27 protein-coding genes are annotated in these 25,857 nt (G+C 32.1%); 19 read left to right on the top strand and 8 right to left on the bottom strand.

Going from position 1 to position 25,857, the window contains the following annotated elements:
- The 3 genes from Q0921_RS13625 to Q0921_RS13615 are packed head-to-tail and all read right to left on the bottom strand — an operon-like array spanning position 1 to position 885.
- Positions 1–204, bottom strand: a complete 204-nt coding sequence (locus tag Q0921_RS13625; protein ID WP_299257706.1) for a DUF6327 family protein — start codon at positions 202–204, stop codon at positions 1–3.
- Between the two features lie 4 nt (positions 205–208).
- A complete protein-coding gene (locus tag Q0921_RS13620) occupies positions 209–556 on the bottom strand; it encodes a phage holin family protein (protein ID WP_299257704.1) in 348 nt (115 codons plus the stop codon).
- Positions 556–885 carry a YtxH domain-containing protein gene (locus Q0921_RS13615; RefSeq protein ID WP_299257702.1) on the bottom strand — a complete coding sequence of 110 codons (330 nt, stop codon included), beginning with the start codon at positions 883–885 and terminating at the stop codon, positions 556–558. The genes Q0921_RS13620 and Q0921_RS13615 overlap by 1 nt, the downstream gene beginning before the upstream one ends.
- 430 nt (positions 886–1,315) lie before the next feature.
- Between Q0921_RS13615 and Q0921_RS13610 the strand changes: the two genes are divergently transcribed.
- From Q0921_RS13610 to Q0921_RS13590, 5 genes are all read left to right on the top strand, one after another.
- A complete protein-coding gene (locus tag Q0921_RS13610) occupies positions 1,316–1,468 on the top strand; it encodes a hypothetical protein (protein WP_299257700.1) in 153 nt (50 codons plus the stop codon).
- Positions 1,469–1,562: 94 nt separating this feature from the next.
- Positions 1,563–2,021 (top strand): hypothetical protein, encoded by a 459-nt coding sequence (locus tag Q0921_RS13605; protein ID WP_299257698.1) that lies wholly within the window; start codon positions 1,563–1,565, stop codon positions 2,019–2,021.
- Positions 2,022–2,071: 50 nt separating this feature from the next.
- Positions 2,072–3,811: a thiamine pyrophosphate-dependent enzyme gene (locus tag Q0921_RS13600; protein WP_299257696.1), complete on the top strand. Its 1,740-nt coding sequence runs from the start codon at positions 2,072–2,074 to the stop codon at positions 3,809–3,811.
- A gap of 78 nt (positions 3,812–3,889) precedes the next feature.
- Positions 3,890–4,750, top strand: a complete 861-nt coding sequence (locus Q0921_RS13595; protein ID WP_299257694.1) for a mechanosensitive ion channel domain-containing protein — start codon at positions 3,890–3,892, stop codon at positions 4,748–4,750.
- 256 nt (positions 4,751–5,006) lie between these two features.
- Positions 5,007–5,390, top strand: coding sequence for a DoxX family protein (locus Q0921_RS13590; RefSeq protein ID WP_299257692.1), 384 nt, complete (start codon positions 5,007–5,009; stop codon positions 5,388–5,390).
- On the opposite strand, the gene Q0921_RS13585 is transcribed toward Q0921_RS13590, so the two are convergent.
- The 4 genes from Q0921_RS13585 to Q0921_RS13570 form a co-directional block, all read right to left on the bottom strand.
- A complete protein-coding gene (locus Q0921_RS13585) occupies positions 5,387–5,662 on the bottom strand; it encodes a DoxX family protein (RefSeq protein ID WP_366520022.1) in 276 nt (91 codons plus the stop codon). The genes Q0921_RS13590 and Q0921_RS13585 overlap by 4 nt on opposite strands.
- Before the next feature lie 190 nt (positions 5,663–5,852).
- Positions 5,853–6,533: a type 1 glutamine amidotransferase domain-containing protein gene (locus Q0921_RS13580; protein WP_299257688.1), complete on the bottom strand. Its 681-nt coding sequence runs from the start codon at positions 6,531–6,533 to the stop codon at positions 5,853–5,855.
- Positions 6,534–6,549: 16 nt separating this feature from the next.
- Positions 6,550–6,849, bottom strand: coding sequence for an HPF/RaiA family ribosome-associated protein (locus Q0921_RS13575; protein ID WP_299257686.1), 300 nt, complete (start codon positions 6,847–6,849; stop codon positions 6,550–6,552).
- Between the two features lie 22 nt (positions 6,850–6,871).
- Positions 6,872–7,711 (bottom strand): formate/nitrite transporter family protein, encoded by an 840-nt coding sequence (locus Q0921_RS13570; RefSeq protein ID WP_299257684.1) that lies wholly within the window; start codon positions 7,709–7,711, stop codon positions 6,872–6,874.
- Between the two features lie 1,054 nt (positions 7,712–8,765).
- Between Q0921_RS13570 and Q0921_RS13565 the strand changes: the two genes are divergently transcribed.
- From Q0921_RS13565 to Q0921_RS13545, 5 genes are all read left to right on the top strand, one after another.
- Positions 8,766–10,004 carry a site-specific integrase gene (locus tag Q0921_RS13565; protein ID WP_299187927.1) on the top strand — a complete coding sequence of 413 codons (1,239 nt, stop codon included), beginning with the start codon at positions 8,766–8,768 and terminating at the stop codon, positions 10,002–10,004.
- Between the two features lie 4 nt (positions 10,005–10,008).
- Positions 10,009–10,884, top strand: a complete 876-nt coding sequence (locus tag Q0921_RS13560) for a hypothetical protein (RefSeq protein WP_299257682.1) — start codon at positions 10,009–10,011, stop codon at positions 10,882–10,884.
- 106 nt (positions 10,885–10,990) lie between these two features.
- On the top strand, positions 10,991–11,329 hold the full coding sequence (locus Q0921_RS13555) for a helix-turn-helix domain-containing protein (RefSeq protein WP_299187923.1): 339 nt from the start codon (positions 10,991–10,993) through the stop codon (positions 11,327–11,329).
- Positions 11,326–12,270, top strand: a complete 945-nt coding sequence (locus Q0921_RS13550) for a BT4734/BF3469 family protein (protein ID WP_299187920.1) — start codon at positions 11,326–11,328, stop codon at positions 12,268–12,270. Before Q0921_RS13555 ends, Q0921_RS13550 begins: the two co-directional genes overlap by 4 nt.
- Positions 12,267–14,036 (top strand): DUF3987 domain-containing protein, encoded by a 1,770-nt coding sequence (locus tag Q0921_RS13545; protein WP_299187917.1) that lies wholly within the window; start codon positions 12,267–12,269, stop codon positions 14,034–14,036. Before Q0921_RS13550 ends, Q0921_RS13545 begins: the two co-directional genes overlap by 4 nt.
- 376 nt (positions 14,037–14,412) lie before the next feature.
- Here the strand turns inward: Q0921_RS13545 and Q0921_RS13540 are convergent, their stop codons facing one another.
- Entirely contained in the window at positions 14,413–14,823 is a 411-nt protein-coding gene (locus Q0921_RS13540) for a TerB family tellurite resistance protein (protein WP_299257680.1), read from the bottom strand.
- Between the two features lie 93 nt (positions 14,824–14,916).
- On the opposite strand from Q0921_RS13540, the gene Q0921_RS13535 reads away from it, so the two are divergent.
- The 9 genes from Q0921_RS13535 (at position 14,917) to Q0921_RS13495 (ending at position 25,769) form a co-directional block, all read left to right on the top strand.
- Positions 14,917–15,330, top strand: coding sequence for a hypothetical protein (locus Q0921_RS13535; protein WP_299187911.1), 414 nt, complete (start codon positions 14,917–14,919; stop codon positions 15,328–15,330).
- Between the two features lie 24 nt (positions 15,331–15,354).
- Complete coding sequence (locus Q0921_RS13530; protein WP_299187908.1) at positions 15,355–15,765, top strand: hypothetical protein; 411 nt, start codon at positions 15,355–15,357, stop codon at positions 15,763–15,765.
- 43 nt (positions 15,766–15,808) lie between these two features.
- Positions 15,809–18,151, top strand: a complete 2,343-nt coding sequence (locus Q0921_RS13525) for a TolC family protein (protein WP_299257676.1) — start codon at positions 15,809–15,811, stop codon at positions 18,149–18,151.
- Between the two features lie 18 nt (positions 18,152–18,169).
- The gene (locus Q0921_RS13520) at positions 18,170–19,258 is read left to right on the top strand and encodes an efflux RND transporter periplasmic adaptor subunit (protein ID WP_299187902.1); all 1,089 of its coding nucleotides are present in this window, start codon (positions 18,170–18,172) and stop codon (positions 19,256–19,258) included.
- Between the two features lie 21 nt (positions 19,259–19,279).
- A complete protein-coding gene (locus Q0921_RS13515; RefSeq protein ID WP_299187900.1) occupies positions 19,280–22,390 on the top strand; it encodes an efflux RND transporter permease subunit in 3,111 nt (1,036 codons plus the stop codon).
- An 81-nt stretch (positions 22,391–22,471) separates the two neighbouring features.
- Positions 22,472–23,173: a DUF3575 domain-containing protein gene (locus Q0921_RS13510; protein ID WP_299187898.1), complete on the top strand. Its 702-nt coding sequence runs from the start codon at positions 22,472–22,474 to the stop codon at positions 23,171–23,173.
- A gap of 35 nt (positions 23,174–23,208) precedes the next feature.
- Positions 23,209–23,871 carry a hypothetical protein gene (locus tag Q0921_RS13505; protein WP_299187896.1) on the top strand — a complete coding sequence of 221 codons (663 nt, stop codon included), beginning with the start codon at positions 23,209–23,211 and terminating at the stop codon, positions 23,869–23,871.
- 5 nt (positions 23,872–23,876) lie between these two features.
- Positions 23,877–25,097, top strand: coding sequence for a DUF2235 domain-containing protein (locus tag Q0921_RS13500; RefSeq protein ID WP_299257674.1), 1,221 nt, complete (start codon positions 23,877–23,879; stop codon positions 25,095–25,097).
- Between the two features lie 6 nt (positions 25,098–25,103).
- Positions 25,104–25,769 (top strand): ion channel, encoded by a 666-nt coding sequence (locus Q0921_RS13495; RefSeq protein WP_299257672.1) that lies wholly within the window; start codon positions 25,104–25,106, stop codon positions 25,767–25,769.
- The last annotated feature ends 88 nt before the right edge of the window (positions 25,770–25,857 follow it).

Raw genomic sequence — 25,857 nt, 5'->3', positions numbered from 1 at the left:
TTATTTGAAGAGCCTTTTGATTAAATAGAATATACCATATTTTTTCACTGCACTAAGAGCTGTAGAAACCCACTGATAGGGTTGCAAGTCGTCTTTGAACTCAGATTTAAGAAGTTTCATTTCTTCTAAGCATATTTGACGTTGTAAATTCAACTTACGCAGATCTTGTTCTATTTCCTTAAAAGAGGTGTATGTTTTTTTCATAACGTTAATCAAAGAATTCTTGAGACATTTTTTTAATAATGTTTTTATCAATTTGTTTGCGAACAAAATATGCTATGCCGGTAATAAGAAAAAGCGCTAAAGCTACGAATAAACAAGCCAGTGCAGTACTACCAATAAGATGTCCTAACCAAATTGCTCCAGAAACCGTTAAGAATATTAAACCTAAGAAAAGCAAGCCACCAATAATGGCCAGCTTGCTTAAGAATGAAAATGCTCTTGTTAATTGCTGGAAAGCTTTAAGCTTATAATATTCTTGAGAGGTTTTTACATAAGTTTCTCCAGAATCAAAAGCTTTATTAGAGGTTTCGTTTATTGCATCAATTACTCCCATTATGATTTTTGTAATTTTTTGTTTTTAGCTTTCAACTCACTTAATTTTTTTTCAAGGGAGGTAATTACATCATCTGCTTTATAACTTGCATCAGAAACTAGAGACTCAATTTTGGTATCTAATGTTTCCTTTTGAGTAGAAACAGTATCTGATATTTGATGTTTCAAGATAGAAGCTTCTCTTGCTAAATGATCTTTGGTTGCCTGCGCTTCATCTGCTAATTTTCTTCTAGTATTTACTCCTTTATCTGGAGCAAAAAGAATACCTATAGCTGCACCGATTGCAGTTCCTGCTAAAATTCCTAAAAATGTATTGCCATTATTACTCATGGTTATCGTTTTTTTTAATTCTTAAAATATTTATCACAAAGTTGATTAAAAATAGCTGTACGCTTTAACTCAAACCATAAGGATGTTAACCGAAATGATTTTTAGCAAACGAATTAACATTTATATCAAAAGCGTTCATTCTTTTCTCTTCCTCAATATACCTTTGGAATGTAATCAAATTGAGATTAGATGACAAATACAAATACAATAATTTATTTTTTAAAGGGAAATTTCTAAAAGATATGTTTCGTGGGAAAGAAAATGAAATTGATACTTCTTTATGAAAATTTAAAGAAGCATTTTTAGTCCGCTATTATTTTTTGATAGAATTAACTTTAAATAGATAAAGCAAAGAGCTTTTAAAAGAAAGGATTAATAATTAATAAAAGTAGTATATAAAATAATAAAATTTTAACTAAAATATACAAAAATGAAATTCGTAAAAGAAGAAGACGAGGAAAGAAGAGATTATATTTTTCAGAAAAATACAAAGACAAAAGCAGGGATGAAAATCATTATATTAGTGTTGATTTTACTAATCGTAGGAGTTGTTGCTTCGGGAGTATTTTTGGAACTATTTTAATAACCGTTGATAATGAAAGAAGTGAGCATGACTTTTTAAAAAATACCGAATAAGAATATTTAATCTCCTTTTCTAATTTTTAAATAATAACGATATGGCAAAGATAACAGAAGTAAAACTTGATAAGATTCCAGAATATGTTGAGGTAGATGATACGAAAACAAATACTATAATCGTAAAAACTGAAATAGAATTTCATCCGTTGGATATTTCCGGAAATATGGAGTATTTGTTACACCTATTTGTCTATGACGTTCATGGAATTAAAGATGTGCCCGTGTTGATTTCTAATTGGGATGATACCAAAGTGTTGCGAGTAGTTAGGAATGAACGGAAAGATGATTTTTTATGCAAGGAAAGTGTTTTGATAAGATCAGACGAGGCAAACAAAAAAAGCATGAGTTTTAGGACCCCTATGACTATCAAACTGGGTAGACTAGAGAATAATACTTCAGTGTATACCAAGAAATTTGAAGTTTTTGCAACACTTATTCCAGCAATAGATAGAGTGTCAAAGTGGTCGGAACCTTTTGAATCTCAGCTAGTTTTTTAAAAAATAGAGAAATGGTATTGACGCTAAGTAACTAATTTAAAAATGAAATGATGAATGTATCTGAACAGTTATTGGAAATATTGCAAAACGAAGGAGTGAAACACATTTTTGGAGTTGCAGGAGATGCTCTAAATCCTCTTATAGATGCTATTGGTAAACAAGATATTGTAAAATGGATTGGAGTACATCACGAAGGAAATGCATCTTATGCAGCGTTTGCTCAAGGAGAACTTAATCATAATTTTGGTGTTTGTGCTAGCACCGTAGGTCCCGGCGCATTACACTTAATTAATGGTTTATACAATGCAAAAAAAGAACGATCTCCAGTAATTGCGATAACAGGCCAAATACCAATCGAGCATTTAGGGACAAATTATCATCAAGAAGCTGATCTTAAAAAAATATATGATGACATATGTGATTATCAAGCAATCATTAGGTCTCCTGAAGAAGCACCAAGGGTCATTCTGCGAGCTATAAGAATTGCAGTAAACAATAAGTGCGTTTGTAGAATAGAATTGCCGGCGGATATTGCACAAATGAAAGCCGAAAATGAAAATTTTGTTCATACCATATTTAGATCAAAAAGTAACATTGTTCCCAGTCAAGAAGAGCTAAATCTCGCTGCAAAATTTATCAACGAGTCTAAAAAAGTAGGAATTTTAGCAGGAGCAGGATGTAGAGAGGCAAGAGAGGAGGTGATTCGTTTTTCGCAATTATTAAAAGCTCCAATAACTCATACGTTAAGAGCTGCAGATGTATTTGATCACTCAACTGATAATGTAGTGGGACTAACAGGGCTTATTGGTAACCCATCCGGTTATAAAGCTGTGATGGATTGTGATTTATTATTGATGTTAGGAACAGACTTTCCGTACACAAATTTTCTTCCTGAAAATACTAAAACTATTCAGATTGATATTAGACCGGAGAATATAGGAAATCGGTCACCCGTAACCTTAGGTCTTCATGGGGGTGTCAAAACAACGATTACTTCGCTTCTTAATTTATGCTTAGAGAAAAAAGATGATTCCTTCTTAAAAACTTTAAATGAAAAATTTAGTGATTGGAAAAAATCTAACGATAAAAAAGCAAATCCATCTAGAGATATGGAACCCTTGCATCCTCACATTTTTGCAAAAGCTGCTAGCGATCTGGCTTCGAGTGATGCCATTTTTGCCATCGATACGGGAACCGCTGCGATATGGGCGTCTAATTTCATGAATTTTCATTCTGATCGGAGAATCATAGGATCTTTTAATCATGGATCAATGGCAGTAGGTTTACCTGCCGCAATAGGCGCGCAATTACAGTTTCCGGATAGAGAAGTTTGGGGGTTGATTGGTGATGGTGCTTTTAATATGTCGCTACAAGATTTTTCTACAGCTGTGAAGTATAAATTGCCAATTAAGATTATTGTGTTTAATAATTCCCAATTAGGTTTTGTTAAAATAGAAATGGAAGAAGCGGGATTAGCTCCTAATTTTGAAGCTCTCAAGGTTGATAATTTTGATTTTGCAGAGTATGCTAAGCTTTGTGGAGGGAATGGGGTAAAAGTTACTCATGCAAAAGACATTCTGGCAGCTATACAAATGGCAAAAAATTCTAAGCAGCCTTTTATTATTGATGCTGTAGTTACAAATGCAGAACTTTCTCTGCCTCCTAAAATAGGTTTCGAAGAAGCTAAAGGTTTTGGACTGTCAAAAATTAAAGAAGTATTTAGAGCGTTTAATGGAGAAAAAGAACAATGGGAAAATATTAAACAGGAAATAGAAGCTTATTTTGATTAGACCACATTATAATTGGCAGAAAAGAAAAGCGTATCAGAATAACAAATTAATATTAATAAATAGATCAGATAAAATAAAATGGAAAAATTAGGGCTTACCGGAGAAAATTGGGAACAATTTGTAACATGGGTTTGGGATTTTGTACCAGGACTTATCTCTGCAATTGTAATTTTCTTTGTCGGTATATGGGTTATTAACCTTATTAGTCGAGGACTTCGTAAATTTTTTCAGAAAAAAGATTATGATGAAACTTTAGAGAAATTTCTATATGATCTTATTAATATAGGGCTTAAGATTTTACTAATAATTTTAGTAGTAACTCAATTAGGAGTTCAGACTTCTTCGCTTGTTGCTATATTAGGAGCGGCTGGTTTAGCGATAGGTTTAGCATTGCAAGGTTCTCTAGCTAATTTTGCAGGAGGTGTGTTGATTCTATTTTTTAAACCTTTCAAAATAGGAGATTTTATAGAAACCCAAGGAGTTTCTGGTACAGTAAAAGAAATTTCGATATTCACCACCAAACTGAATACTTTTGGAAATCAATTGGCGGTAATTCCTAACGGGAAAGTATCTAATGGTAATATTATAAACTACTCATCAGAATATAAAAGGCGTGATAAAATCGAGATTGGAATAGCGTATACGAGTAATATCAAAGAAGCAAAAGATACATTACTTGATTTAATTAATAGCCAAGAGAAAGTTTTGAAAGATCCAGTACCAGAAATTTACGTTTCTGATTTGGGGGAGAATGCAGTAACAATATCTTTACGTTATTGGGCATTAAATGAAGATTTCTGGGAAATTCATTTCTACACCATTGAGGAAGCTAAAAAACGTCTTGAGGATAAAGGCATATCCATACCATTCCCGCAAAGAGAAGTTCGTGTGATCTCAGATAATAAAGCATTACAAAGTGCAGAAAAAAATGGTTCATAAATTAAAATGGGAATAGGTTACCTATAAGCAATGAAGACCAATTCGAAGTGTTATGAGATGCAGGCCTAGTAAAAAAAGCTGCTCGAATAGCAAATACTTCAAATAGCGCTAAAAAAATGTAGTAAAGCTTCAATTATGAAGTTAAAACTAAGTAAGAACTATATGATCAGACTAAAAAATTTAGCCTCTAAGGTTAGTCAGAAATGAGTAAAGAAAAACTTATAAAATCACTAAGAAATAATTAAAACTAATCATTATGAATTATGTAATCATTGTTATGCAAGCTGTAGTAGGACTAAGTATATTAAATGTATGGCTCATTCAGAATAAAAGAGCTACAAAATGGAGAGGAGGTAATGCGAGCAATATTATCGAAGAGTTTCAGGTTTACGGGCTTCCAACTTGGTTTTGTTATTTTATAGGAACACTAAAGGTTATTTTGGCAGTTTTATTAATAATGTCGATTTGGTATCCTATGCTAAAAGAAACTGCAGCACTTGGTCTGGCAACGCTTTTATTAGGATCAATAGCGATGCATTTCAAAATTAAAGATCCATTATATAAATCTTTTCCAGCTTTTCTTTTTTTTGTTATGTGTACTCTTATTGCTGCCAGTAGTCATATAAAACTTTATTTTTAAGAGAGTTCCGAGATGAAAGTGTTTTGAAAAAATATATAAAAATTGAGGATTGCATATAATAGAGATGGCATAGACACTAGTAAAGGATCTTTAATTTTTATTCGTACTCCAAAACCAAGTATCATTAGTAAGGCGAGAGAACCGGAAGACACTGAGATGAGAATTGGAAAACAAAAATAACCAACAATCAACCCTAAGCCTCCAAGTATTTGTAATACACCGGTTAAATTCCTTCTCTTTTCAAGACCAAACCGAATAAACTCATTTTTCATATGATTAGAAAACAGACAACTAAATCCATATAAAAGAAAAGATAGAGCTGAAAAAAATGTTATGATGGTTAGTAACTTCATAGTGTACTAAGATATTGAATGATCTATTATACTTAATTAAAATCTCATAAAAAATGCAGGATTTAAAACTCCTGCATTTTTTTGTAAGATATACTTTGTTGTCAAAGAATTAATTCTTCAACATATTAAATAATTTTTCAGCTACTTCTTCAGAAGATGCTGGGTTTTGTCCAGTAATTAAATTTCCATCTTGTACAGAATAGGATTGCCAATCATCGGCTTTACTATATTTCCCTCCATTATCCTTTAACATATCCTCTACTAAAAACGGAACAACATCAGTTAATTGTACCGCAGCTTCCTCGCTATTAGTAAATCCGGTTACACTTTTTCCTTTTACAAGAAATTCGCCGTTACTAGTTTTTACGTTTTTTAGGGCTGCAGGTGCGTGACATACTAAGCCTGTAGGTTTATTACTTTCGTAGAATGATTGCAATAATTTGATAGAATCTTTGTCATTAGCCAGATCCCATAAAGGACCATGACCGCCTGGGTAAAAAATAGCATCATAGTCTTCTTCATTTATTTTAGAGAGTTGTAGTGTCTTACTCAACTTTTCTTGCAGTTTTTTATCATCATGGAAGCGTTTAGTAGCCTCCGTTTGATTTTCTGGTTTGTCACTACTAGGGTCAATAGGAGGTTGGCCACCTTTTGGAGATGCTAATATGATTTCTGCACCTTTGTCTGCAAGATAATAATAAGGGGCAGCAAATTCTTCAATCCAAAATCCTGTTTTTTCTCCTGTATCTCCCAGTTTGTCGTGTGATGTTAATACGAATAAAAATTTCATCTTTGTTGTTTTTAATTTAATAAGTTTTCATTTTACCTTTTCTTTTTTCTAGTTGATCGCTGAGATCTCGAATAGTTTCGGTAATTGCTTCCTCAAAACTTAATTTATCAGATGAAGCATATAATCTTGGACCAGGAGCACTTAAGCGAATACCACAGATATGTCCAGTATTGTCGTCTCTACTCTCTTTTTTAAAGAATATGTCTCCACGAATTACAAAAGGATATTTTTTTGATAAATTACCTAATTTTTCTTCTACAAATGATTCTAATCTATCACTCGCACTTACATTAGTGTATTCAAAAACTGTTTTCATTTATTTTTAATTTTTGTATTTATTAATTATTACCGTTATAAGCAAAAGCTTTGTATTTTAATAAAGCTACAAATACAACTCCACCTATAGCATTTCCGACAATCGCGATTCCCTGAAAGGAAAGATAGTCTATTATTGTGATTCTGTTTGATACGATTAATCCTGAGAAAACCTCAATATTCCCTACAATACTATGATGCAAGCCCATAGCGCCAATTACTGCAGTAATGATATAAATAACCAAAATTCTACTAATCGTACTGTCCGAAGATGTAAGTAACCATGATAATAACCCCATTAACCAGCCTGCTAATATCGCGCTTACGAATATGACAGATAGGTCATTATGAAGTACGTGTTCTGCAACTTTTTCAACAATTTTTATATCAAAAATCCCTAATTTAGGACCAATCCATATGGCGACTAGGCTTATTAACATCCCTCCAAAAATATTACCAGTAAGTACTAAACCCCACAACCTAAAAAGATCTATTACTTTTGATTTTTTGTTTAGTACGGGTAGTGTAAGTAGTGATGTTTGTTCTGTAAATAACATAGATTTACCTAAAACAACAAGAATAAATCCAACAGGATAAACTAGTGCATTTATTTTCCACACTACAGCACTATTTGTTTCATCAATAAAAAAAGCAGTCATTACACAGATTAGCAAAAAACTAAATCCAATTTCTAAGCCTGCGGAGAACGAACTCAACAGAATACTAGAATTTGTTTTGTCATATATAACCAAGGCCTCTGATACTTGTTCTCTCAAGATTTCAGAATGTGACATTGGTGAATTTTCCAACACTTCGTCTCTTTGCTCTTCTTCCACTACCAATTCTTGATTTTCTTGTTTCATATTGTTTTTTGTCTTAGATCAGCTAGATGATTGTTCTTAGCTTCATTTTGAATTAAAATGAAAGAGGTGAAAATATTTTAAACCGACTAAGTTCTTTATTTTGAATGTTTAATCAATCATAACTTTCTTCATTGGGATATATCCAATATTCTATAAAATTATGTGATTGGGTGTACATGTGTGGATAACTTATAAACGAAATTATTTTAAAATATACAGTAAAATAAAACTACTTAACCTTTGTATCTCTTTTGTTTCTTAATCTCTTTTCTAAAAATAAAGGTACATCAGCTATCTCAGTAAAAGGTGCCATAATGAAAGTTTGATTAGCTCAAATCAGAAATAAGTTTTATTATCATAGATAAGGTCTTGTGTATTTGCTCAATATTAAATTATGGCCTATTTCTTAGGTTTAGTATTATTATTTTTAATACGTTTTCGTATTTCTCTAAGAAATGCTTTACTACCAAATTTTTTTCGGAGTAATCCTGGTCTTTGTATTGAGTTTTTATTTTTCATAGTTTTCTTTTCTAAAATTTGTATTTTCTTGATTCGATAGAGTTTAAGAATCTTTTTAATAAATAATATTGATAAACTTTGGGTTATATTAAAGGTAAAGAAAAGCTGTAGAGTCTATTGACTCATTTCATACATATTTTGCCTCAAACGTTATCCTTATTTATAATGGATAATTAAGAAAGAGGTCTTAGTTATTGAGGCTATGTATAGAAGATTAGAATCACTCAGTTAATTTAGTGATTTTTACATTTTATACAAAACTATAATTTTGTATAAATAAAAAAGAGTTACAGAAATAAATAACTGTAACTCTTTAGCTTTAAAGTGACCTCGGCAAGATTCAAACTTGCAACCTCTTGAGCCGTAATCATAAGTTCATAGTGTGAGTTGTTATGTGTTTATTTGTAAAATATTTGACAATCAGTATTTTAAGATATTTTGATTACTGTTTGTTTATAGGTCTTATGTCTTTAATTAGTGGTTTTGTGTGCAAATTTTGTGCAAATTAATTATGTTTGCACAAAGGTAAATCACTATGAGTTATAGTATTTCAATTTTTCATGACACTAGAAGACCTAAAAAGAACGGATTATGCCCAGTCAAACTTCGAGTATATGCTACGAACTTAAAAAAAGTAAAATTATATCCATTAAATATTGATCTTTCGGATAAAGATTTTAAAAAAATATGGGAAAGTAATACAAAGGTTAGAGGCAAGAATGAAGATACACGAATAGAACTTCGGGCTATTGAAAATAGAGCGAATGATGAATCCAGAAAAATTAGTTTTTTCAATTTTGAAGATTTTGAAAGAAAGATGTTCAGAAAATCAACTGATGGAAATAATGTTTTCTATCATTTTGATAAAGAAATAAAACGTAATATTAGAAGGAAGAAAGTAAATACAGCAGATGGCTATAAGTATACCTTAAAGTCGTTAAAAGATTTTCTTCTGATTACAGATGGTTCAGTAGGGGATAGGTTTCCTTTTTCGATGATAACTCCTCGTTGGTTAGAAGATTATGAAGAATATATGTTAGATAAAGGCAAAAGCGTAACTACGATAGCGATATATTTGCGGAATTTGAGAGTAGTTTTTAATCACGCTATTGATGACGGTGATATTAATCGGGATATATATCCATTCGGACAAAAGAAGTTTCAGATTTCTGAAAGTGGAAAAGTGAAAAAAGCGCTGAATCAACAACAGTTATCAACTTTTTTTAAGGCTAAACCTAAAACTCCAGAACAGAAAAAGGCAAAAGATTTCTGGTTTTTTAGCTTTGCATGTAATGGAATGAACATGAAGGACATTGCATTATTAAAATATTCCGACTTTGATGGTAATTCCTTTCATTATTACAGAGCCAAAACTTTTCAAAAATCGAAAAGAAAGACAAAAATCAATATTTATTTAAATGATTTTTCGAAGAGTATTATTAAAAAATATGGGAATAAATCTAAGTCAGGTTATGTATTCCCGATACTAGAAGAAGGTATGTCCGCAGTTGATGTAACAAAGCACATAAAAAACTTCAATCGCTTTATCAATCAACACATTAAGAAAATAGCTAAGAAAAATAAGCTGCCTGAAGATATTTCTTTTTATTGGGCTCGTCATAGCTTTGCGACTAATGCCATAAGAAAAGGCGCAAGTATGGAGTTTATTAGCGAAGCTTTAAACCATAGTGGTTTAGATGTAACCAAAGGATATTTCGCAGGATTCGAAGATGAAACTAAAAAAGAGTTTGCTCAAAATCTAATGGACTTTTAAGATTATGTCAGAAACTATTACTACTCTAGAAAAACTAGCTTCTTCGGTTTTACAAACCCTGAAAGAAGAAAAAAATATTGAGCAAAAGTTACAATCACCGCTACGGAATCAAATTCTAAAAGGGGAAATCAAAAAGATTACTGATGTAGAAGATAGAGCGAATCGATTATTGGAGGAAGGCGTAATAGATATCTATGCTGAACAGATAGATTCGAACTATATAAGAGAAATCGAATATTTACGGATCAAAGCAAACTATTATCGATCTAAGGTTTTACAATCCATCGATGTAGATCAAGAAGTTGTTTATGTATATGCTACACACATTTTTTTAAAAGATTTTTTAGAAAAAGAACTACAACAATTTACAGGAGATATTCTAGATATAATAGCGTTAGAACAACTTGAAAAAGAAGAACCAATAGTTGTTCAACCTAACGAAAATTTAGTAAGTCTTTACGAAGATCATGGATTAGGATCGTTTTCCAAACCAAGGGAACAGGGACTACCTATTTTTGAAAGTTCTTCCATATTTTCATTATGTAATCTCCTGAAGCCTTATTTTTCAGAACAGGATTTTTACTATTTGGAAAGCCTATTCGAAACAGCAGTTCAGGTTCCGAGGAAACTATTTTTTCTTTCTGAAGGAAATAAACTGGCAGATCTATTCTGGCAATTATATGAGAACAAGCTTGTGTTTAATTGCAATAAAATGCAATTGGAAAGATGGATTGCTATTAATTTTCAATATTCCGAACGGGGAAAGGTTAAAGGTTTCACCCCAAAATATCTCAATAAAATCATTTCTACGGATCATCAAAAGTGTAAAAATCCAATTGTGGATATCTCTAACGATTTTTCTACAAATATAAATAGTTAAAAATCACTTAAAAACAGGTGGGTTTTAGTGGGGTTTGGATTTCCCCCATTGTATACCTACAAAGCAAGCACCTAACATTGCGGTATAATAATTAAAATATACCGTTATGGAAGAATTATCATTTGACAAACTACCAAAAGCCGTTGCAAAACTTAGCAATGAAGTAAGTGAGATCAAAAGAATCTTATTACAAAGCAAAGATGAAGAACCTGAAAAAGACAAACTTTTTACTGTAAAGGAAGCGGCTGAATTTCTGGAATTATCCGTACCCACTATCTATGGGTACGTGCAACACAAACAAATTCCTGTGATGAAAAAACATAAGCGATTGTATTTTTCTAAACAGGAGCTTATGAATTGGATCAGGGGAGGAAGAAAGAAAACCATATTCGAAATACAAAAAGAAGTAGATGAAGCATTATCCGGTAAAAAGAGAAAGATATGATTACAAAGAAGCATATACTTTCCAAAACGCACTACGGATTAAATATTTACAGCTATATCCTAAAACAATATCCCTCTGAAGAAGCAATAGGGTTATCTATTAGCAACCGAGAGTGTAAACCTGTAAACAATCCATTTTTACCGCAATATCGTGGTAGTTTGAAAATTAGTGTTGTAAATGATAAAGCTGTTTACCAGGATCTAACAGACGATAGCTTTAAGGGAGATGTTTTTGATTTTGCACAATTACATTTTAAAACTGCTACCGAAGATGAATTGCTTTTTCATATTAATGATGTGTTGCATTTAAAACTAGAATCTAAGATATCAGATTATGATTCGAGATTAGAAAGAATTAATCAGGCTTTAGATGATATATCTGACGAAGAATGGAACCCAAAATTTAGTTACTTCAAAAGAAATCTTTTTAACCTGTATGCAACTAAAGCCATTGGTATATATGAAGTGTATAAAATGATCACGGATACCGTTAGAAAATATCGTACAGATAGTCTCAGGAAATTGACGAGCAAAAAAGAGCAAGCAGTATACAAGAAAAAATATTTTGATTATGTCACCTTTTCAGGAATGTTTACAAAACGAAATAATACTTCACTTATCAAACATTCAGAATTACTCACCATCGATATAGATGGAATAAATAGTATAAACAGACTGAAAGAAATAAGGTGCAAATTACTGGAAGATTCTTATTTCCCAACGGAACTATTGTTTACATCTCCCAGAGGAGAAGGACTAAAATGGATTATTAAAATATCCTTAGAAAAAGCAACACATATCGAATACTTTCAGGCAGTTTCCAAATACCTGAAACAAACGTATAACATTGTGATGGACGCTAGTGGAAGTGATGTAAGCAGAGCTTGCTTATTGCCTTATGATCCTGAAGCTTATATAAACCCGAAATATAGTATACATTGAAAAAGAAAGAATTTAACGTAAAAGAATGGATTTCGGATAAAGAAGAAAAAACCGAAGCCATTGAGAAGGGAATAATATCATTATATCCAATTTCGAATACTAATGAAGCAGTAGAGCAGTTGGTGCAATGGGTAGAAGCTACCGGAACAGATTTAACATCCAGTTATGATGATTGGTTGAAAATTGGTTTTGCATTGGCAAATGAATTTAGCGAATCCGGAGCTTCCTATTTTCATAGAATTAGTAAATTTTATCCAAACTATACACATCAGGAATGCGAAAAACAGTATCAGCACTGTGCCAATGCAAAAGGAAGCGGAGTGAAGATTGCAACCCTTTTTCATTATGCCAAACAAGCAGGATATGTTATAGAACGAAAAAATACTCAAGTCTCTAATGAAGCGCTGGAAACAAATAAAATTGAAATCCCTAAAAAGGAGTTACCTGAATTTTCCAATGCTATTTTTGAAGAACTTCCAAGTTTTTTTAAAGAATCGACTGAAAGAGCTAATAATTCTAGGGAACGTGATATTTTGTTGTTAGGAACCATAACGGTATTAAGTGCATGTTTACCTAATGTTTTCGGATTATATGATGATCTAACCCTTTATCCTAACTTGTATTTATTCATTACAGCCCCACCATCATCGGGGAAAGGGCGTGTAAACCTGTGTAAACGCATTATATACCCTATTCATAAACAAAAGAGAGAAGAAACCAGTAATGGTAAAATACAATATGAAGTAGAGTTGGCAGCTTACCTAAGTAAAAAGAGTAAAGATAAAAGCCTTACTAAACCTATAAAGCCAAGAGAACAAATGTTGTTCATACCAGCCAACAGCAGTGCGACTGGAACTTTTGAACTGCTAGATCAAAATGATGGGTCCGGATTGATCTTTGAAACAGAAGGAGATACATTAGCCCAAACTTTTAAGACTGAGTATGGTAATTATAGTGATGGATTTAGGAATGCATTTCATCACGAGGCGATTAGCTACTACCGGCGAACTGATAGTGAACTCGTAGAAATCCCTCAACCCAAGATTTCTACAGTACTCACAGGAACACCAGATCAGGTGCTATCGCTAATGCCAGATTCACAAAATGGTTTGTTCAGTCGTTTTATGTTTTATAAGATGGAACGCCAGAAAAAATGGAGAGATGTTTTCGCTAATACACATAAAATGGGGTTAGATGTTTATTATGATCAGTTGGGAGCAATATTCACCAACTACTACCAAAAATTAGTAACCTATCATAACGGTATTCAGTTTCGTTTAAGTCTAGAACAAGGAAGACAGTTTCACGCTTTCTTTAGTACCCAGTATGATAAGTTTGTTTTCTTGAAAAAAGATGATCTGGAAGCTTCTTTATTAAGATTGGGAGTTATATGTTTTCGACTTTCAATGATTTTTTCGATCATCAGAGCTTTAGAGAATGATATGTTAGAACCTATTATAGAATGTGAGCAACGGGATTTTGAAATTGCATTAAGTATGATTAAAGTGCTATTAGAACATACTGAAGAAGTGTTTTTGTATTTACCAAAGAAAAAATTAACACTACCCAAAAGTAAAAATGACAAAGAGTTGTTTCTAGATGCACTTCCCAGGGAATTTACAACCAAAGAATATCAACATATCGGAAACCGTTATGGATTGTCTCAATCTACCTCGAAACGATATACTAATGAATTTATTAAAAAAGGCTGGATTCATAGAAAATCTCATGGTCAATTTACTAATAAGTTCAAGAAGGGAACGTGAACTTATTGACCCTTTTGACTTTATTAATCTTTTTAGGATCTGATTAGGTCAAAAAGTTTAAAAAGTTCAAAAAGGTCATAACCCTTTTTTGACCTTTTGTGTATTTTCGGGTTTTGTTTTTAATAAAAAAGGTTGCGGTGTTTACCACGATATACGATACTGGAAAACATGTTTTCCATTTTGGTAAACATTTTGGAAAACAAGTGGTAAACATTTTGGAAAACATTGCTTACTCCATTGTTTATGCTGGTTTACCCGATTTTTGTGTTTTCTTTTAAAATCATCTAAATGTGTCCAGAAATAATCTTTTTGACGAAAAAAAGAGCTAACAATCTTTAGGATCAATAGATATTTTAATTTGATCTAGTAATTAAAATCACTTATTAATATTCCTGATTTCCTCTTTATATATTTCCTGATCTACTCCTTTCTCAATAACTGCTAGTGATTTTGCAACGATGTATTTAACATTTCCTGGAGTAAACCCTATTGCTTTGGCCATTCTTTCTAACCAAAGAGTTTGTTGTTCTCCAGAAATGGTTTCATCTTCGGAAATAAGCTTTGCCAAGGTATACATACTTTCTAACCGCTCATTATAGGTGGTAGTGGGTTCTAATGGATAGTTGAGATAGTTTTGCATGATGTAATCATATTCTTCTTGTGAAATTCCTAAAACTTTCGCTAAGTGATCTAAAAAGGTTTTCTCTTCTTCCGATACTTCTCCATCTCTTAAAGTTATTTTAACAACTGCGCCAAATTGATAATGATAGGTACTTTCTGATTTCATAATATAGTAGTAATTTTTGCTAAACAATGAAATTAGCAAAAACTAATAACACACAGATTATCTTTTAAGATCATCTTTAAAAAATTGATTATTATGAAAACGATCATCACGGGGCTATTATTAATAACTTTTCTATCTACATATAGCCAGACACAAGATGAAAAACTACAAGAAAGACAAAAGAACAAAGTAGAGATATTCTCATCGGATGAAAAAGACAATTTACAAGTTTTCGTTGCCGGAGAAGTGGATAAAATGAAACTTTCTGAAGATTTGCAAGATGATTATTACATGATTCTTGGATATCACACTAACAAAATGGGCAGGTTAGATGATAAAGATGCTCAGTTTACAGAAAAAGAAATAATATCCAAGTTTAAGATTATGGTAAAAGAGTTAGATAAAGATATGAAAGAAATCCTCACTAATGATCAGTTTGCAATACATAAGGAAAGTTTTGGTAAAATTATAACTAGCGTATATAATCGTAATGGTTGGACCAATTAGGAATTATGCTAACTTAGTTACAGAATGAGAATCAAAAATATTTTCTTTGGTATATGGTTTATTTTTTTTTCAACAATCACTTTTGGACAAACAGAAGTTATTGAAGATGATACAAAACCTGTTTTAGAAATATTTAAGAAGGAAGAAACCAAGTATATCGAAAATTGGATCAGGAATCTCATTACGGATGAAGCGATGACTCCAAAAGCAACTGCTCGATTTATGGTTATTACATCCTATTATGGTTTAAAAATGGAACAAATCAGTGAAGATCCTCAACTAACTAAGATTGAGATCATTGACAGCTTTAATAATTTGATAAAAAAACAAAACAAAGAGCTTGAGCAAATATTACCTGTAAAACAATTCGAGAGTTTTTCTAAATTTTATGATAAACTATCCTGGTCAGTGAATAAGCGGCTCAATCAGTTATAACCAATTATTTTAATTTATAGTATACACGCATCATCTTAGTAATATGAAAAACACAACATTACTACTCTTACTCATTTTTGCACAGTTGTTAGGATATTCTCAATCCTCAAAAACAGTGACTATAAGTATTCTATCTGATAAATCAACAGCAAAAACAACCCAGTTACTTACAAAACTTCAAAATGAAATAAGATCTGTTGTTTCACCAAGTGCAACAGTTATTTTTAAGGATGTTCTTGAAAATAGATTTGATATCGAAACAGCAAAATCAAATTACAGTACATCGATCAATTCTGATGCTGATATCATTTTAGCTTTTGGGCTAATTAATACTATAGTAATTGATAAAGAAGAACAGTACCCAAAACCTATTATTCTTTTTGGTAGTGCTAATAGTGATTTTTATGATTTTCCAGAAGGTCAAAAAACCTCTGAAACAGATAATATCACCTACCTCATTGCTCCTTTTTCTTATACGAAGGATTTAGATGTTTTTAGATCACTATTTGATTATAAAAGGATTGGTATCATTATAGATGATTTTATGATTAAACAATTACCTGTAAAAAAATTATTTGATGATTATTTCGCTAAGAAGGATAGTTCTTATCAACTGATTTTATTAAACAAGGATGGTAGTCTATCTACGGATTTAAAAGGCCTTGATGCAGTATATCTGACAGGAGGCTTTTATTTAAATGATATTGAATTCAAAACGTTGATTAAAAGTATTAATTCTAAAAAGCTCCCTTCATTTTCAGCATTTAGTAAAGAAGATGTAAAAAAAGGAATTTTGGCTTCTAATCAACCGGAAACGAATATTGATCAATTTTTTAGGCGTATTGCATTAAATGTAGAAGCGATTGTTGAAGGTAGTAATCCTTCAGAATTACCTATACTTTTGGAATATAAAAATAAACTTTCCTTAAATTTTAATACGGCTAAGGAAATAAAATTTCCATTACGATATAGTATGTTGGGAACCATGGATATTGTGGGAGGAGAAAACGATTTCATTTCTGAAAACACCTACTCGCTTTTGGATATTATGAATGGACTAATAGGTCGTAATTTAGAGCTTGAGGCAGAACGTAAGAATATTGATTTAAGCACTCAAGATATAAAAACGGCAAAAAGCAACTTTCTTCCAAACATATCGGCAAGTACTACCGGAACTTATATTGACCCTAAATTAGCTGAAGTTTCTTTTGGAGAAGCTCCAGAGTTTACTACAGAAGGCAGTGTTGAATTAGAACAACTTGTTTATTCTGAAGCCGCAGCTGCTGGAGTCACCGTCCAAAACAATCTTCAAAAAGCGCAACAGGAGACCTATAATGCACTGGAACTAGATGCTATTTTAAACGGCTCTGTAGCTTATTTTAATGCTTTGATTTTAAAAACCAACGCTCAAATTCAGGCGCGAAACTTAGAAGTTACCAAAAAGAATCTCGAAATTTCTGAGCAAAATTTTCAGGCAGGTGCTGCCGGAAAATCAGATATATTCAGATTCAGAAGTGAACTTGCGCAAAATATGCAAACTTTGATTGAAGCCGGTAATCAATTGAGTCAATCATACTATACTATTAATCAACTAATGAATAATCCCATTGCGATGGAAATAGATGTCCAAGATGCTAACATCTCTGAAGGGTTATTCGTAAATTATCGTTATGATGATTTTAAAGAAATTTTAGACAACCCAAAACTAAGACCACATTTAGTCCATTTTTTAATAGAAGAAGCAAAAAAGAATGCACCTGAACTTAAAAATATTGGATATAATCTGGAAGCAACTCGACGCAATTATAAATTAAATAATGCTGGAAGATTTGTTCCAATTGTAGCCCTCGCTGGAGGATATGACTTAGAAATTTCGCGATCAGGTATAGGAAGTAGTTATCCAGAAGGCACACCTGATATTCCAAGTGGATATTATTTTGCCGCTTTAAAAGTTTCATTACCAATTTTCAATCAAAACACCAGGAATATAAATAAACAAACAGCCAAAATCCAAGAGGATCAGCTCAATATACAGAAAGCGAACATTAATTTGAGTATTGAGAATAATATCAATATGCTGATACTAGACTTGACCAATGAAATTGCTAACATCCAAATTTCAAAAGTAGCAGAAGATGCAGCCAAGGAAAGTCTTATTTTGACTCAAAATTCTTATAGGGAAGGAGCTGTCCCATTAATTCAATTAATCGATGCGCAAACTAACTATTTACAATCACAAATAGCAAGAGCTAACGCCAACTATAATTATTTGTTAGCATCTATGCAATTAGAACGTTCAATTGGTTATTTTTTCCTAATGAATTCTGAGGAAAGCAACCAGGATTTTATCCAAAGAGCTCGAGCGTTTATTTTAAGTAAAAACTAAAAAAACATATACTAGATCATGAAATATTTACGTCCAGTAATGCTAATACTACTAGCAGTTTTAGTAATTAATTCTTGTAAAGAGGAAGAGAAAAAAAAAGAGGAGGTTCTACGTCCTGTAAGTTACCAAACAGTAGGCACTTCTAATGATCAGAAAATTCGTTCATTTAGTGGTGTGGCTAAAGCTGGTGATGAGATTGAATTAAGTTTTAGAAGTGGTGGAATTATAACCGAACTGAATGTTGCTGTAGGACAAAAAGTAAAAAAAGGCGATTTAATTGCAAAGTTGGATAATGTACAAGCTAATCTTGCGTATGAGCAATCAGTTTCTGCATTAAATAGTGCAAACTCGGCTATGAAAACAGCCAAATCCGCTTTGGAAAGAACCAAATCTTTATATGAAAGTGGTAGCCAATCGTTAAGTGAATATGAATCTGCAAAAAATAATTATCAAAGTGCTTTGGATCAATATGAATCTGCAAAACGAAATAAAAGAATTCAACAATCACAGATTAGCTATGGATATATTACCGCACCCAAAGATGGGACTATCGCCAATAAACCTGGTACTTTAAATGCTAATGTGAGTGCAGGTCAAACAATTGCAGTTTTAAATGCCGGTGAGCAAATTAACATTGTCGTTGGCCTGCCCGAAAATGTTATCAATAAGATTGAAACCAATATGGAAGTAACCGTTTCTCTTTCTTCATTAGACGGCAAGTTTAAAGGTAATGTAATAGAGGTATCGCCTGTTGTTGATTCAAATTCATCAACGTATCCAGTTAAAATAGATATTACAGCAGCAAATACCCAAGTAAAACCTGGTATGGCAGCAAATGTTACTTTCAATTTTGGAAAACTAGATGGGACATATGAAAACACTTTAATAATACCTATTAAAGCTGTTGGTGAAGACAATGGAGGAAATTTTGTATTTGTTATTCATACAAATGATGACAAAACTGGAACTGTAAAAAAACAGAAAATAGAATTAGGTGAAATGACTAGTAATGGTTTTAAAATAAAAAGTGGATTAAATAGTGGCGAAAAAATAGCCATTGCCGGTTTACAAACATTATTAGATGGCCAAAAAGTAAGATTAAAATAAGTTAACCTTAAACAAAAAGATATGAATCTTACTAAATTTTCTATAGATAATAATCGTGTTGTATTAAGTATTCTTGGGGTGGTTATACTTATGGGAATTGTCGGTTATCAAAGTCTATCACGAGATAGTATGCCTCCATACACAATTCGTGTAGCTTCCATAGTCTCTTCATTTCCTGGAGCCAGTCCTAGCAGAGTAGAAGAACTAGTAACAGATAAGATTGAAAAAGTGACTCAAGAACTTCCTGAATTAAAAGAAGTTACTAGTACATCGAGAACTGGTTTATCAGTGGTACAAGTAGAACTAAAAATGGAAGTAACACCTGAAGAACTTCAAGCTGTTTGGGATCGATTGAGACGTAAACTAAATAATATCCAAGGATTACCATCTAATATCCAACCAGATTTAAAAGATGATGGAATAGGCGAAGTTTTTGGTATTGCAATAGGGATGACGAGTGATGGATATTCTTTTGATGAAATGAAAACGTATGCTGATGATTTAAAGGATGATTTAGTAAAATTGTCTGATGCGGCCAAAGTTGAAATTAATGGTGATCAGGATGAAAAGGTGTTTGTAAAGTTTGATAATTCCAAGTTAAAAACATATGGACTAACTTCAAGTATATTGCAAAATGCAATAAATAACACTAATATTTTAAGTTCAGGTGGAAAGATTAATGTTGAAGATGAAAGAATTACCCTAGAACCAACAGGTAATTTCAATAGTGTAGAAGACATAAAAAACATGTTAATTCCTGTGGGAGAAAGTGGACAGGTAGTTGCCTTAGGTGATATTACTTTAATAGAAAAGGGTTATGTAAATCCACCAACTCAGAAAGTTAGAATTAATGGAAAAGACGCTCTTTCATTACATATCTCACTAAATGACGGCGCAAATATTATCCAGCTTGGTGAAGAAATAGATATTTTGCTTGAAAAATGGAAAAACAAACTTCCCATTGGTTTGGAGTTGTCTCGTATATCTTCAATTGACACTTATATTGATAACAAAATAGGTGATTTTGTTGGTAATCTTTTGCAATCTATAGGCATTGTACTAGCTGTAATGCTGATCTTTTTAGGTTTTAGAACAGGTTTGATCATTGCAAGTCTTATTCCCATTGTAACTATAACAACACTTTTTATAATGGGGTTAATCGATGTTGGACTAAATCAGATAACTCTGGCAGCATTAATAATGGCATTAGGTATGATGGTGGATAATGGTATTGTTGTGGCAGAATCAATAATGGTTAAAGTAGAAAAAGGTCTTGATCTAAAAAAAGCAGCCATAGATTCTTGTTCAGAACTTTTTACGCCACTTCTCATTTCCACCTTGACAACTTCGGCGGCATTTCTTTCCTTTTATATGGCTGAGTCTGTAATGGGAGATATTATGGGGCCAATTTTTGTAGTGATTACAATTGCTCTCTTATCTTCCTGGATTATCTCTTTAAGTATTATTACTCTGTTCTGTGTTTTCTTCCTCAAGGTGAAAAAACAAGAAGAAGGGAAAGTAAGTTTTCTTGACCGTTTGATTAATGGTTTAAAAACAAAATACAAGGATTTAATCCTAATCGCATTATCTTGGAAGCGAAGTGTATTATTTGGTATTGCTTGTTTGTTTATTTCATCCATTCTAGGCTTCGGACTCTTGGCATTTGTTTTCTTTCCTGATAGTGACCGTAATATGATTACTGCTGATATAAATTTACCAGAAGGGACAAAAATTGGTAAAACACAAGAAATTATTCTTGATATTGAGTCTTACATACGAAAAGAATTGCAGGTAAACGAAGAAAGAGTTGATGGCATTGTGGATTGGTCAGCTTATATTGGTGAAGGACCATCTGCATATGATATTGGATATAGCGCCGATGAGGCCAACTCGAACTATGCACATATTCTAATTAATACTACAAGCTATTTAGTAAATGCGAGTTTAGTTGAAAAATTAGATACATATTGCTACAATGCTTTTCCTAATGCAGAAATTAAAGTAGGACTTTTAGGGTCTGGTGGATCAGGAACACCTGTAGAAATAAAAGTATCTGGCGATAACCCTGATAAATTAGCAGAAATATCTGAAACTATAAAAGCTAAACTTACTTCTATAAAAGGTACGAAAAACATTAAAGATGACTGGGGACCAAGGGGTAAAAAATTTGTTATTGATATAAACCAAAACAAAGCTCAATTAGCCGGAATTACAAACCAAGATATTGCGACCTCTTTGCAAACTGTATTAGATGGTTTTAGTGCGGGCGAGTATAGGGAGGATGACAAGTCAATACCTATAGTAATGGTAAGTGATCAACAAACAGAACAATCTTTAACTTCTTTGGAATCGTTGAATGTATATTCACAAAATTCAGGCAAAAGTGTTCCGTTACTTCAAGTAGCTTCAATTTCTCCAAAATGGCAATACACTTTGTTTAAACGCAATGACATAACAAGAACAATTAATGTTTCTAGTGAACTTGCTTCCGGTGGGAATGCCTCAGCTATCATCGAAGAGATTACACCTTGGTTAGAAGAACAAGCAGAACAATGGGGTAATGAATACACTTATAATCTGGGAGGAGATGCAGAAAGTACTTCTGAAAATATGGGAGCAGTTGCTAGTTATTTACCATTATCCGCCTTTATTATTGTGATGTTATTAATAATTCAATTCAACTCCTTTCGTAAAATGGTCATGATTGTTTGCACTATACCATTGGGAGTTATTGGTATGGTATTGGGTCTATTAATCTTTAATGTTCCTTTCGGATTTATGGCCTTTTTAGGTGTGATTTCATTAGCAGGAATTGTAATTAATAATGCCATTGTACTTGTAGATCGGATTGAAATAGAGGAAAATGAAATCAAACGAAAACCACAAGATGCTATTATAGCAGCTTGTTTGCAACGCTTTAGACCTATAATTTTAGCAACGTTCACTACTGTTTTAGGTCTTATCCCCTTGTATCTAGGTGGAGGAGAAATGTGGGAACCTATGGCGGTTACAATTATGATTGGATTGTTATTTGGCACTGTAATTACTTTACTATTTATTCCTGCTTTTTATAGTGTATTGTATAAGGTGGATTACAACGGATATAAGTTTGATGATACATTGTTGGAGTAAAAAATGTTTCAGAATTTATTAAATGGTTGATATCTAAGTTTAACATATGCCTAATGAACTATACTAAAAAATTGCATTAACATGGAAAATAAAGTTTTGATAGTTATTTATTTTCTTATAATTGGTATTATGGTGAGGGCACAAGAAAAAAATCACATTAATATAGATCCTCTTTTACCAATTTTTGGTACTGTGCAGCTTCAATATGAAAGAGCCATTTATGATCAAATAAGTGTAGGAGTTGCTGTTGGGTTAAAAACAGGTTCAGGAATATTTAAAATCCCAGGAATTAATAGAGATCAGATTTCTATCGACGAGTTTAGTTTTAAGGGAATAAAAATCTTGCCCGAATTTAGATGGTATACACAAAAATCTAGTAATGGATTGTCTGGGTTTTATGTTGGAGTTTATGCTAAATATCAGAATTTCACCGATGAAATCTTAGGTGTTTATACAGATAGCAATCAAATGGACAGTACTATTGAAATTGATGCCAACATAATAACATTTGCCGGTGGATTAGAAATAGGCTATAAATTAATGATTATGGAACGTTTCTTTATCGATTTTTTGATTGCTGGGCCTGGCGTAAGTACTAATAAGATTAAGCTTATTGAAAAACAGCCCATACCAGATGAATTCTATGATGATGTATCTGATGCGCTTTCTGAATATGCTGTTTTTGATGGACTTAATCTTGATTTTCGTATAAATGGAAACCAAGATACAACTATTGTACTTCCTGCATTTCGATATGGAATAAAATTGGGCTACTCATTTTAAAAACTAAAAAAATTAATCAGCTAAATTTATTTGTAATGAAAAAAATAAAACATCTTCTAAGAGTTACGCTAATTAGCATAATTCTGTGGAGTTGTTCTGCGATCAAGTTAATTGATTCTTGGAAATCAGAAGATTTTCTAACAGTAAAAAGTAAGAAAATTTTAGTAGTTGCAAAAAGCCCTAATCCTGCCATTCAAAAATCTTATGAAAAAGCAATTGCATCTAAACTAAAGAAACAACATATTGATGTTGTTGAAATGCATAATGTATTCCCTAATATCAGAGATAAAGAACAAAGAACTACGGAAGAAGTTGAGCAAATTCTAAGAATGTTCGAAGAAAAAAAAATAGAAGCATTATTAATTACATCATTAAAGAAAACTATCGAAACCAACAATTCTTCGAAACCGGAAAGAGGAAAAATTCTTATAGAAAATAAAAGAAAAAGCACTTTTACAGTAGAAACCTTTGATAATCTAAATGATTTGCCAGATCTAGACAAGCTAGATTTTGATTCATCACCGGAGTCAAAGACTATATCTACTACGTATATTTTAGAATCTATTACGTACGATTTAACTTTAGAAAAAGACCGACAATTAGTTAATGTGTGTCTTCTTGATGTTGCAGATCCTAATACTGCTGACCAAGTTCTAAATGCCTTTGTTAAAATGATTTCTGATCAATTTAAAAAATGATTAATGTGACATTAGAGAAATTTACTTTTAGGGATTTATTAATGCTACTTCTTTGTTTTGCTTGTACTAGTTGTGCTATTAAAGCTCCTATTGTTCACAATCCAATTTATAAAGGAAAAAATCCTAGAAAATTAGCAGTATTTCTGGATGGCACTCATAATAATGAAGCAAGTCATACGAATATATCTAAACTTTATAATCTAACTACGCTTCAGGATAATCCAAATGTAAGTGCTGTATATCTAAGAGGAGTCGGAAACGGAGCAGATATATTGGGTATGGTGGCAGGTTCAGGAATAAAACGTGAAGTATGTAAAGGATACCTTTATTTAGCAGAACATTATAATCATCAAAGACAAGATGAAATCTATATTTTTGGATTTAGTCGAGGTGCGTATGCTTCAAGAGTTTTAGCAGGTTTGATTTACGTTGCTGGAATTATAGATGTAAAAAATATTCCTAAAGAAAAACGTCTAAAATTCATCAAAAAAATCTTTGATGCGCATAAAACTAAAAAGGCCTTAGAAGATCGGAGAAAAGATGTTTTTGAAATAACAGGACAATCGATACATCCTGATGATTATAAGATCAATTTTATGGGATTGTGGGATACGGTAGCAGCCCTTGGAGTTCCAAAATATGATGAGGAGTATTATGCTCCTAAAAACAACTATCTTGATCAATTATGTAATGTAAAAAAAGTAGTGCATGCCCTATCACTTAATGATAATCGAAGTTCTATATTTACACCTGTATTGCTTACTCAAAGACGGATAGTGTCTACCTGTCCAGAAGTAAAACCAGAAGATGTTGCTAATGAAGTTTGGTTTTTTGGAGCACATTCTGATGTAGGTGGAGGTTATAGAAACACTAATATTAGCGGAGTTTCTCTAAACTGGATGATTCAACAATTAGAACCGTATCAATTACTTCCTTCTCAGACCAAGGTATATGAAGATCGTTTTGATAAAACTAATAATCCAGCAAAAGGCTTTGTTAGATTGTTTTACCCCAGAAGCAGTCGTAAGCTTTCTTTTTTAGTTTCGAAAAATGGTTATAAAAAAGAAAAACTAAAAATTCATAAATCCGTTTTAGATCGATTACAAGTATCTTTACAAACCTATGAGATTAACCTCATCAAGCTTTTTAGCGAATGTTTTGAAAAAAATCAGATCGGCGGATATAATTATAATAGAGATACTAACTGTTTTATAGTGGTTGAATAATATAATATGACAGAGAAATTATATGCATATCGTTTTGAAATCTTTCTGTTTAGTCAGATCGCTATTCTTTTTGGCTCTTTAATTATTCCTGAGGGCTTTTTCGAGGTTTATATATCTCCCTTATTGTTTTTGATCAATTTGGCAGCAGGTGTTTTATTAATTTCAAAGAAGAAAAAACTCATGTGGTTTTTTATCGCATTGCTAATAGTATCCGGTATTGTATTCAGTGCGGATATGCTAGAGAACCAAAACAGTAAGCTACTGAAATTTCTTAATATGGGAACCTACTTCTTGTTTTACACCATGGTTACTTTTGAAATCATCAAACAGATTTGGGAAACCAAAGACGTTAATAAAAATGTGATTTTTGGATTAATTAGTGGGTACATATCGTTAGGACTTATTAGTTTTTTTATTTGTTTGAGTATAGAAATATCTTACCCCAATTCTTTTGAAGGACTTAAGGCAGCAATTGATCAGCCCCAATTATTCACAGAAAGATTAATGTATTATGCCTATATAACCTTAATGACGATTGGCTATGGTGAAATTGTGCCAATAACATCGTTGGCGCAAAAAGCAGCTATTTTGATAGGAATGATGGGGCAGTTTTACTTAGTGATTCTTACTGCTATTATTGTAGGTAAATACATTAACAAAACCAATAACTAATATAATTTGAAACATTATAAAATCAACTTTACAGGGCAACAAATTAAAATCAGAATAAGAACTTTATTACTCATATCACTCAGTATAT

Source organism: uncultured Aquimarina sp., assembly GCF_947496855.1.
In the GTDB taxonomy this organism is placed as follows: domain Bacteria; phylum Bacteroidota; class Bacteroidia; order Flavobacteriales; family Flavobacteriaceae; genus Aquimarina.
The sequence above is the reverse complement of the archived record's forward strand: the minus strand, read 5'-3'. Positions and strand labels throughout refer to the sequence as shown.

What these genes read in the sequence shown, in the direction of transcription:
- Q0921_RS13615 (WP_299257702.1), bottom strand. Translation starts at nt 885, where the DNA reads ATGAGTAATAATGGCAATACATTTTTAGGAATTTTAGCAGGAACTGCA.
- Q0921_RS13620 (WP_299257704.1), bottom strand. Translation starts at nt 556, where the DNA reads ATGGGAGTAATTGATGCAATAAACGAAACCTCTAATAAAGCTTTTGAT.
- Q0921_RS13595 (WP_299257694.1), top strand. Translation starts at nt 3,890, where the DNA reads ATGGAAAAATTAGGGCTTACCGGAGAAAATTGGGAACAATTTGTAACA.
- Q0921_RS13505 (WP_299187896.1), top strand. Translation starts at nt 23,209, where the DNA reads ATGAAAAAAATAAAACATCTTCTAAGAGTTACGCTAATTAGCATAATT.
- Q0921_RS13535 (WP_299187911.1), top strand. Translation starts at nt 14,917, where the DNA reads ATGAAAACGATCATCACGGGGCTATTATTAATAACTTTTCTATCTACA.
- Q0921_RS13510 (WP_299187898.1), top strand. Translation starts at nt 22,472, where the DNA reads ATGGAAAATAAAGTTTTGATAGTTATTTATTTTCTTATAATTGGTATT.
- Q0921_RS13550 (WP_299187920.1), top strand. Translation starts at nt 11,326, where the DNA reads ATGATTACAAAGAAGCATATACTTTCCAAAACGCACTACGGATTAAAT.
- Q0921_RS13605 (WP_299257698.1), top strand. Translation starts at nt 1,563, where the DNA reads ATGGCAAAGATAACAGAAGTAAAACTTGATAAGATTCCAGAATATGTT.
- Q0921_RS13580 (WP_299257688.1), bottom strand. Translation starts at nt 6,533, where the DNA reads ATGAAATTTTTATTCGTATTAACATCACACGACAAACTGGGAGATACA.
- Q0921_RS13540 (WP_299257680.1), bottom strand. Translation starts at nt 14,823, where the DNA reads ATGAAATCAGAAAGTACCTATCATTATCAATTTGGCGCAGTTGTTAAA.
- Q0921_RS13575 (WP_299257686.1), bottom strand. Translation starts at nt 6,849, where the DNA reads ATGAAAACAGTTTTTGAATACACTAATGTAAGTGCGAGTGATAGATTA.
- Q0921_RS13560 (WP_299257682.1), top strand. Translation starts at nt 10,009, where the DNA reads ATGTCAGAAACTATTACTACTCTAGAAAAACTAGCTTCTTCGGTTTTA.
- Q0921_RS13520 (WP_299187902.1), top strand. Translation starts at nt 18,170, where the DNA reads ATGAAATATTTACGTCCAGTAATGCTAATACTACTAGCAGTTTTAGTA.
- Q0921_RS13525 (WP_299257676.1), top strand. Translation starts at nt 15,809, where the DNA reads ATGAAAAACACAACATTACTACTCTTACTCATTTTTGCACAGTTGTTA.
- Q0921_RS13555 (WP_299187923.1), top strand. Translation starts at nt 10,991, where the DNA reads ATGGAAGAATTATCATTTGACAAACTACCAAAAGCCGTTGCAAAACTT.
- Q0921_RS13515 (WP_299187900.1), top strand. Translation starts at nt 19,280, where the DNA reads ATGAATCTTACTAAATTTTCTATAGATAATAATCGTGTTGTATTAAGT.
- Q0921_RS13600 (WP_299257696.1), top strand. Translation starts at nt 2,072, where the DNA reads ATGAATGTATCTGAACAGTTATTGGAAATATTGCAAAACGAAGGAGTG.
- Q0921_RS13565 (WP_299187927.1), top strand. Translation starts at nt 8,766, where the DNA reads ATGAGTTATAGTATTTCAATTTTTCATGACACTAGAAGACCTAAAAAG.
- Q0921_RS13625 (WP_299257706.1), bottom strand. Translation starts at nt 204, where the DNA reads ATGAAAAAAACATACACCTCTTTTAAGGAAATAGAACAAGATCTGCGT.
- Q0921_RS13530 (WP_299187908.1), top strand. Translation starts at nt 15,355, where the DNA reads ATGAGAATCAAAAATATTTTCTTTGGTATATGGTTTATTTTTTTTTCA.
- Q0921_RS13495 (WP_299257672.1), top strand. Translation starts at nt 25,104, where the DNA reads ATGACAGAGAAATTATATGCATATCGTTTTGAAATCTTTCTGTTTAGT.
- Q0921_RS13585 (WP_366520022.1), bottom strand. Translation starts at nt 5,662, where the DNA reads ATGAAAAATGAGTTTATTCGGTTTGGTCTTGAAAAGAGAAGGAATTTA.
- Q0921_RS13570 (WP_299257684.1), bottom strand. Translation starts at nt 7,711, where the DNA reads ATGAAACAAGAAAATCAAGAATTGGTAGTGGAAGAAGAGCAAAGAGAC.
- Q0921_RS13610 (WP_299257700.1), top strand. Translation starts at nt 1,316, where the DNA reads ATGAAATTCGTAAAAGAAGAAGACGAGGAAAGAAGAGATTATATTTTT.
- Q0921_RS13590 (WP_299257692.1), top strand. Translation starts at nt 5,007, where the DNA reads ATGAATTATGTAATCATTGTTATGCAAGCTGTAGTAGGACTAAGTATA.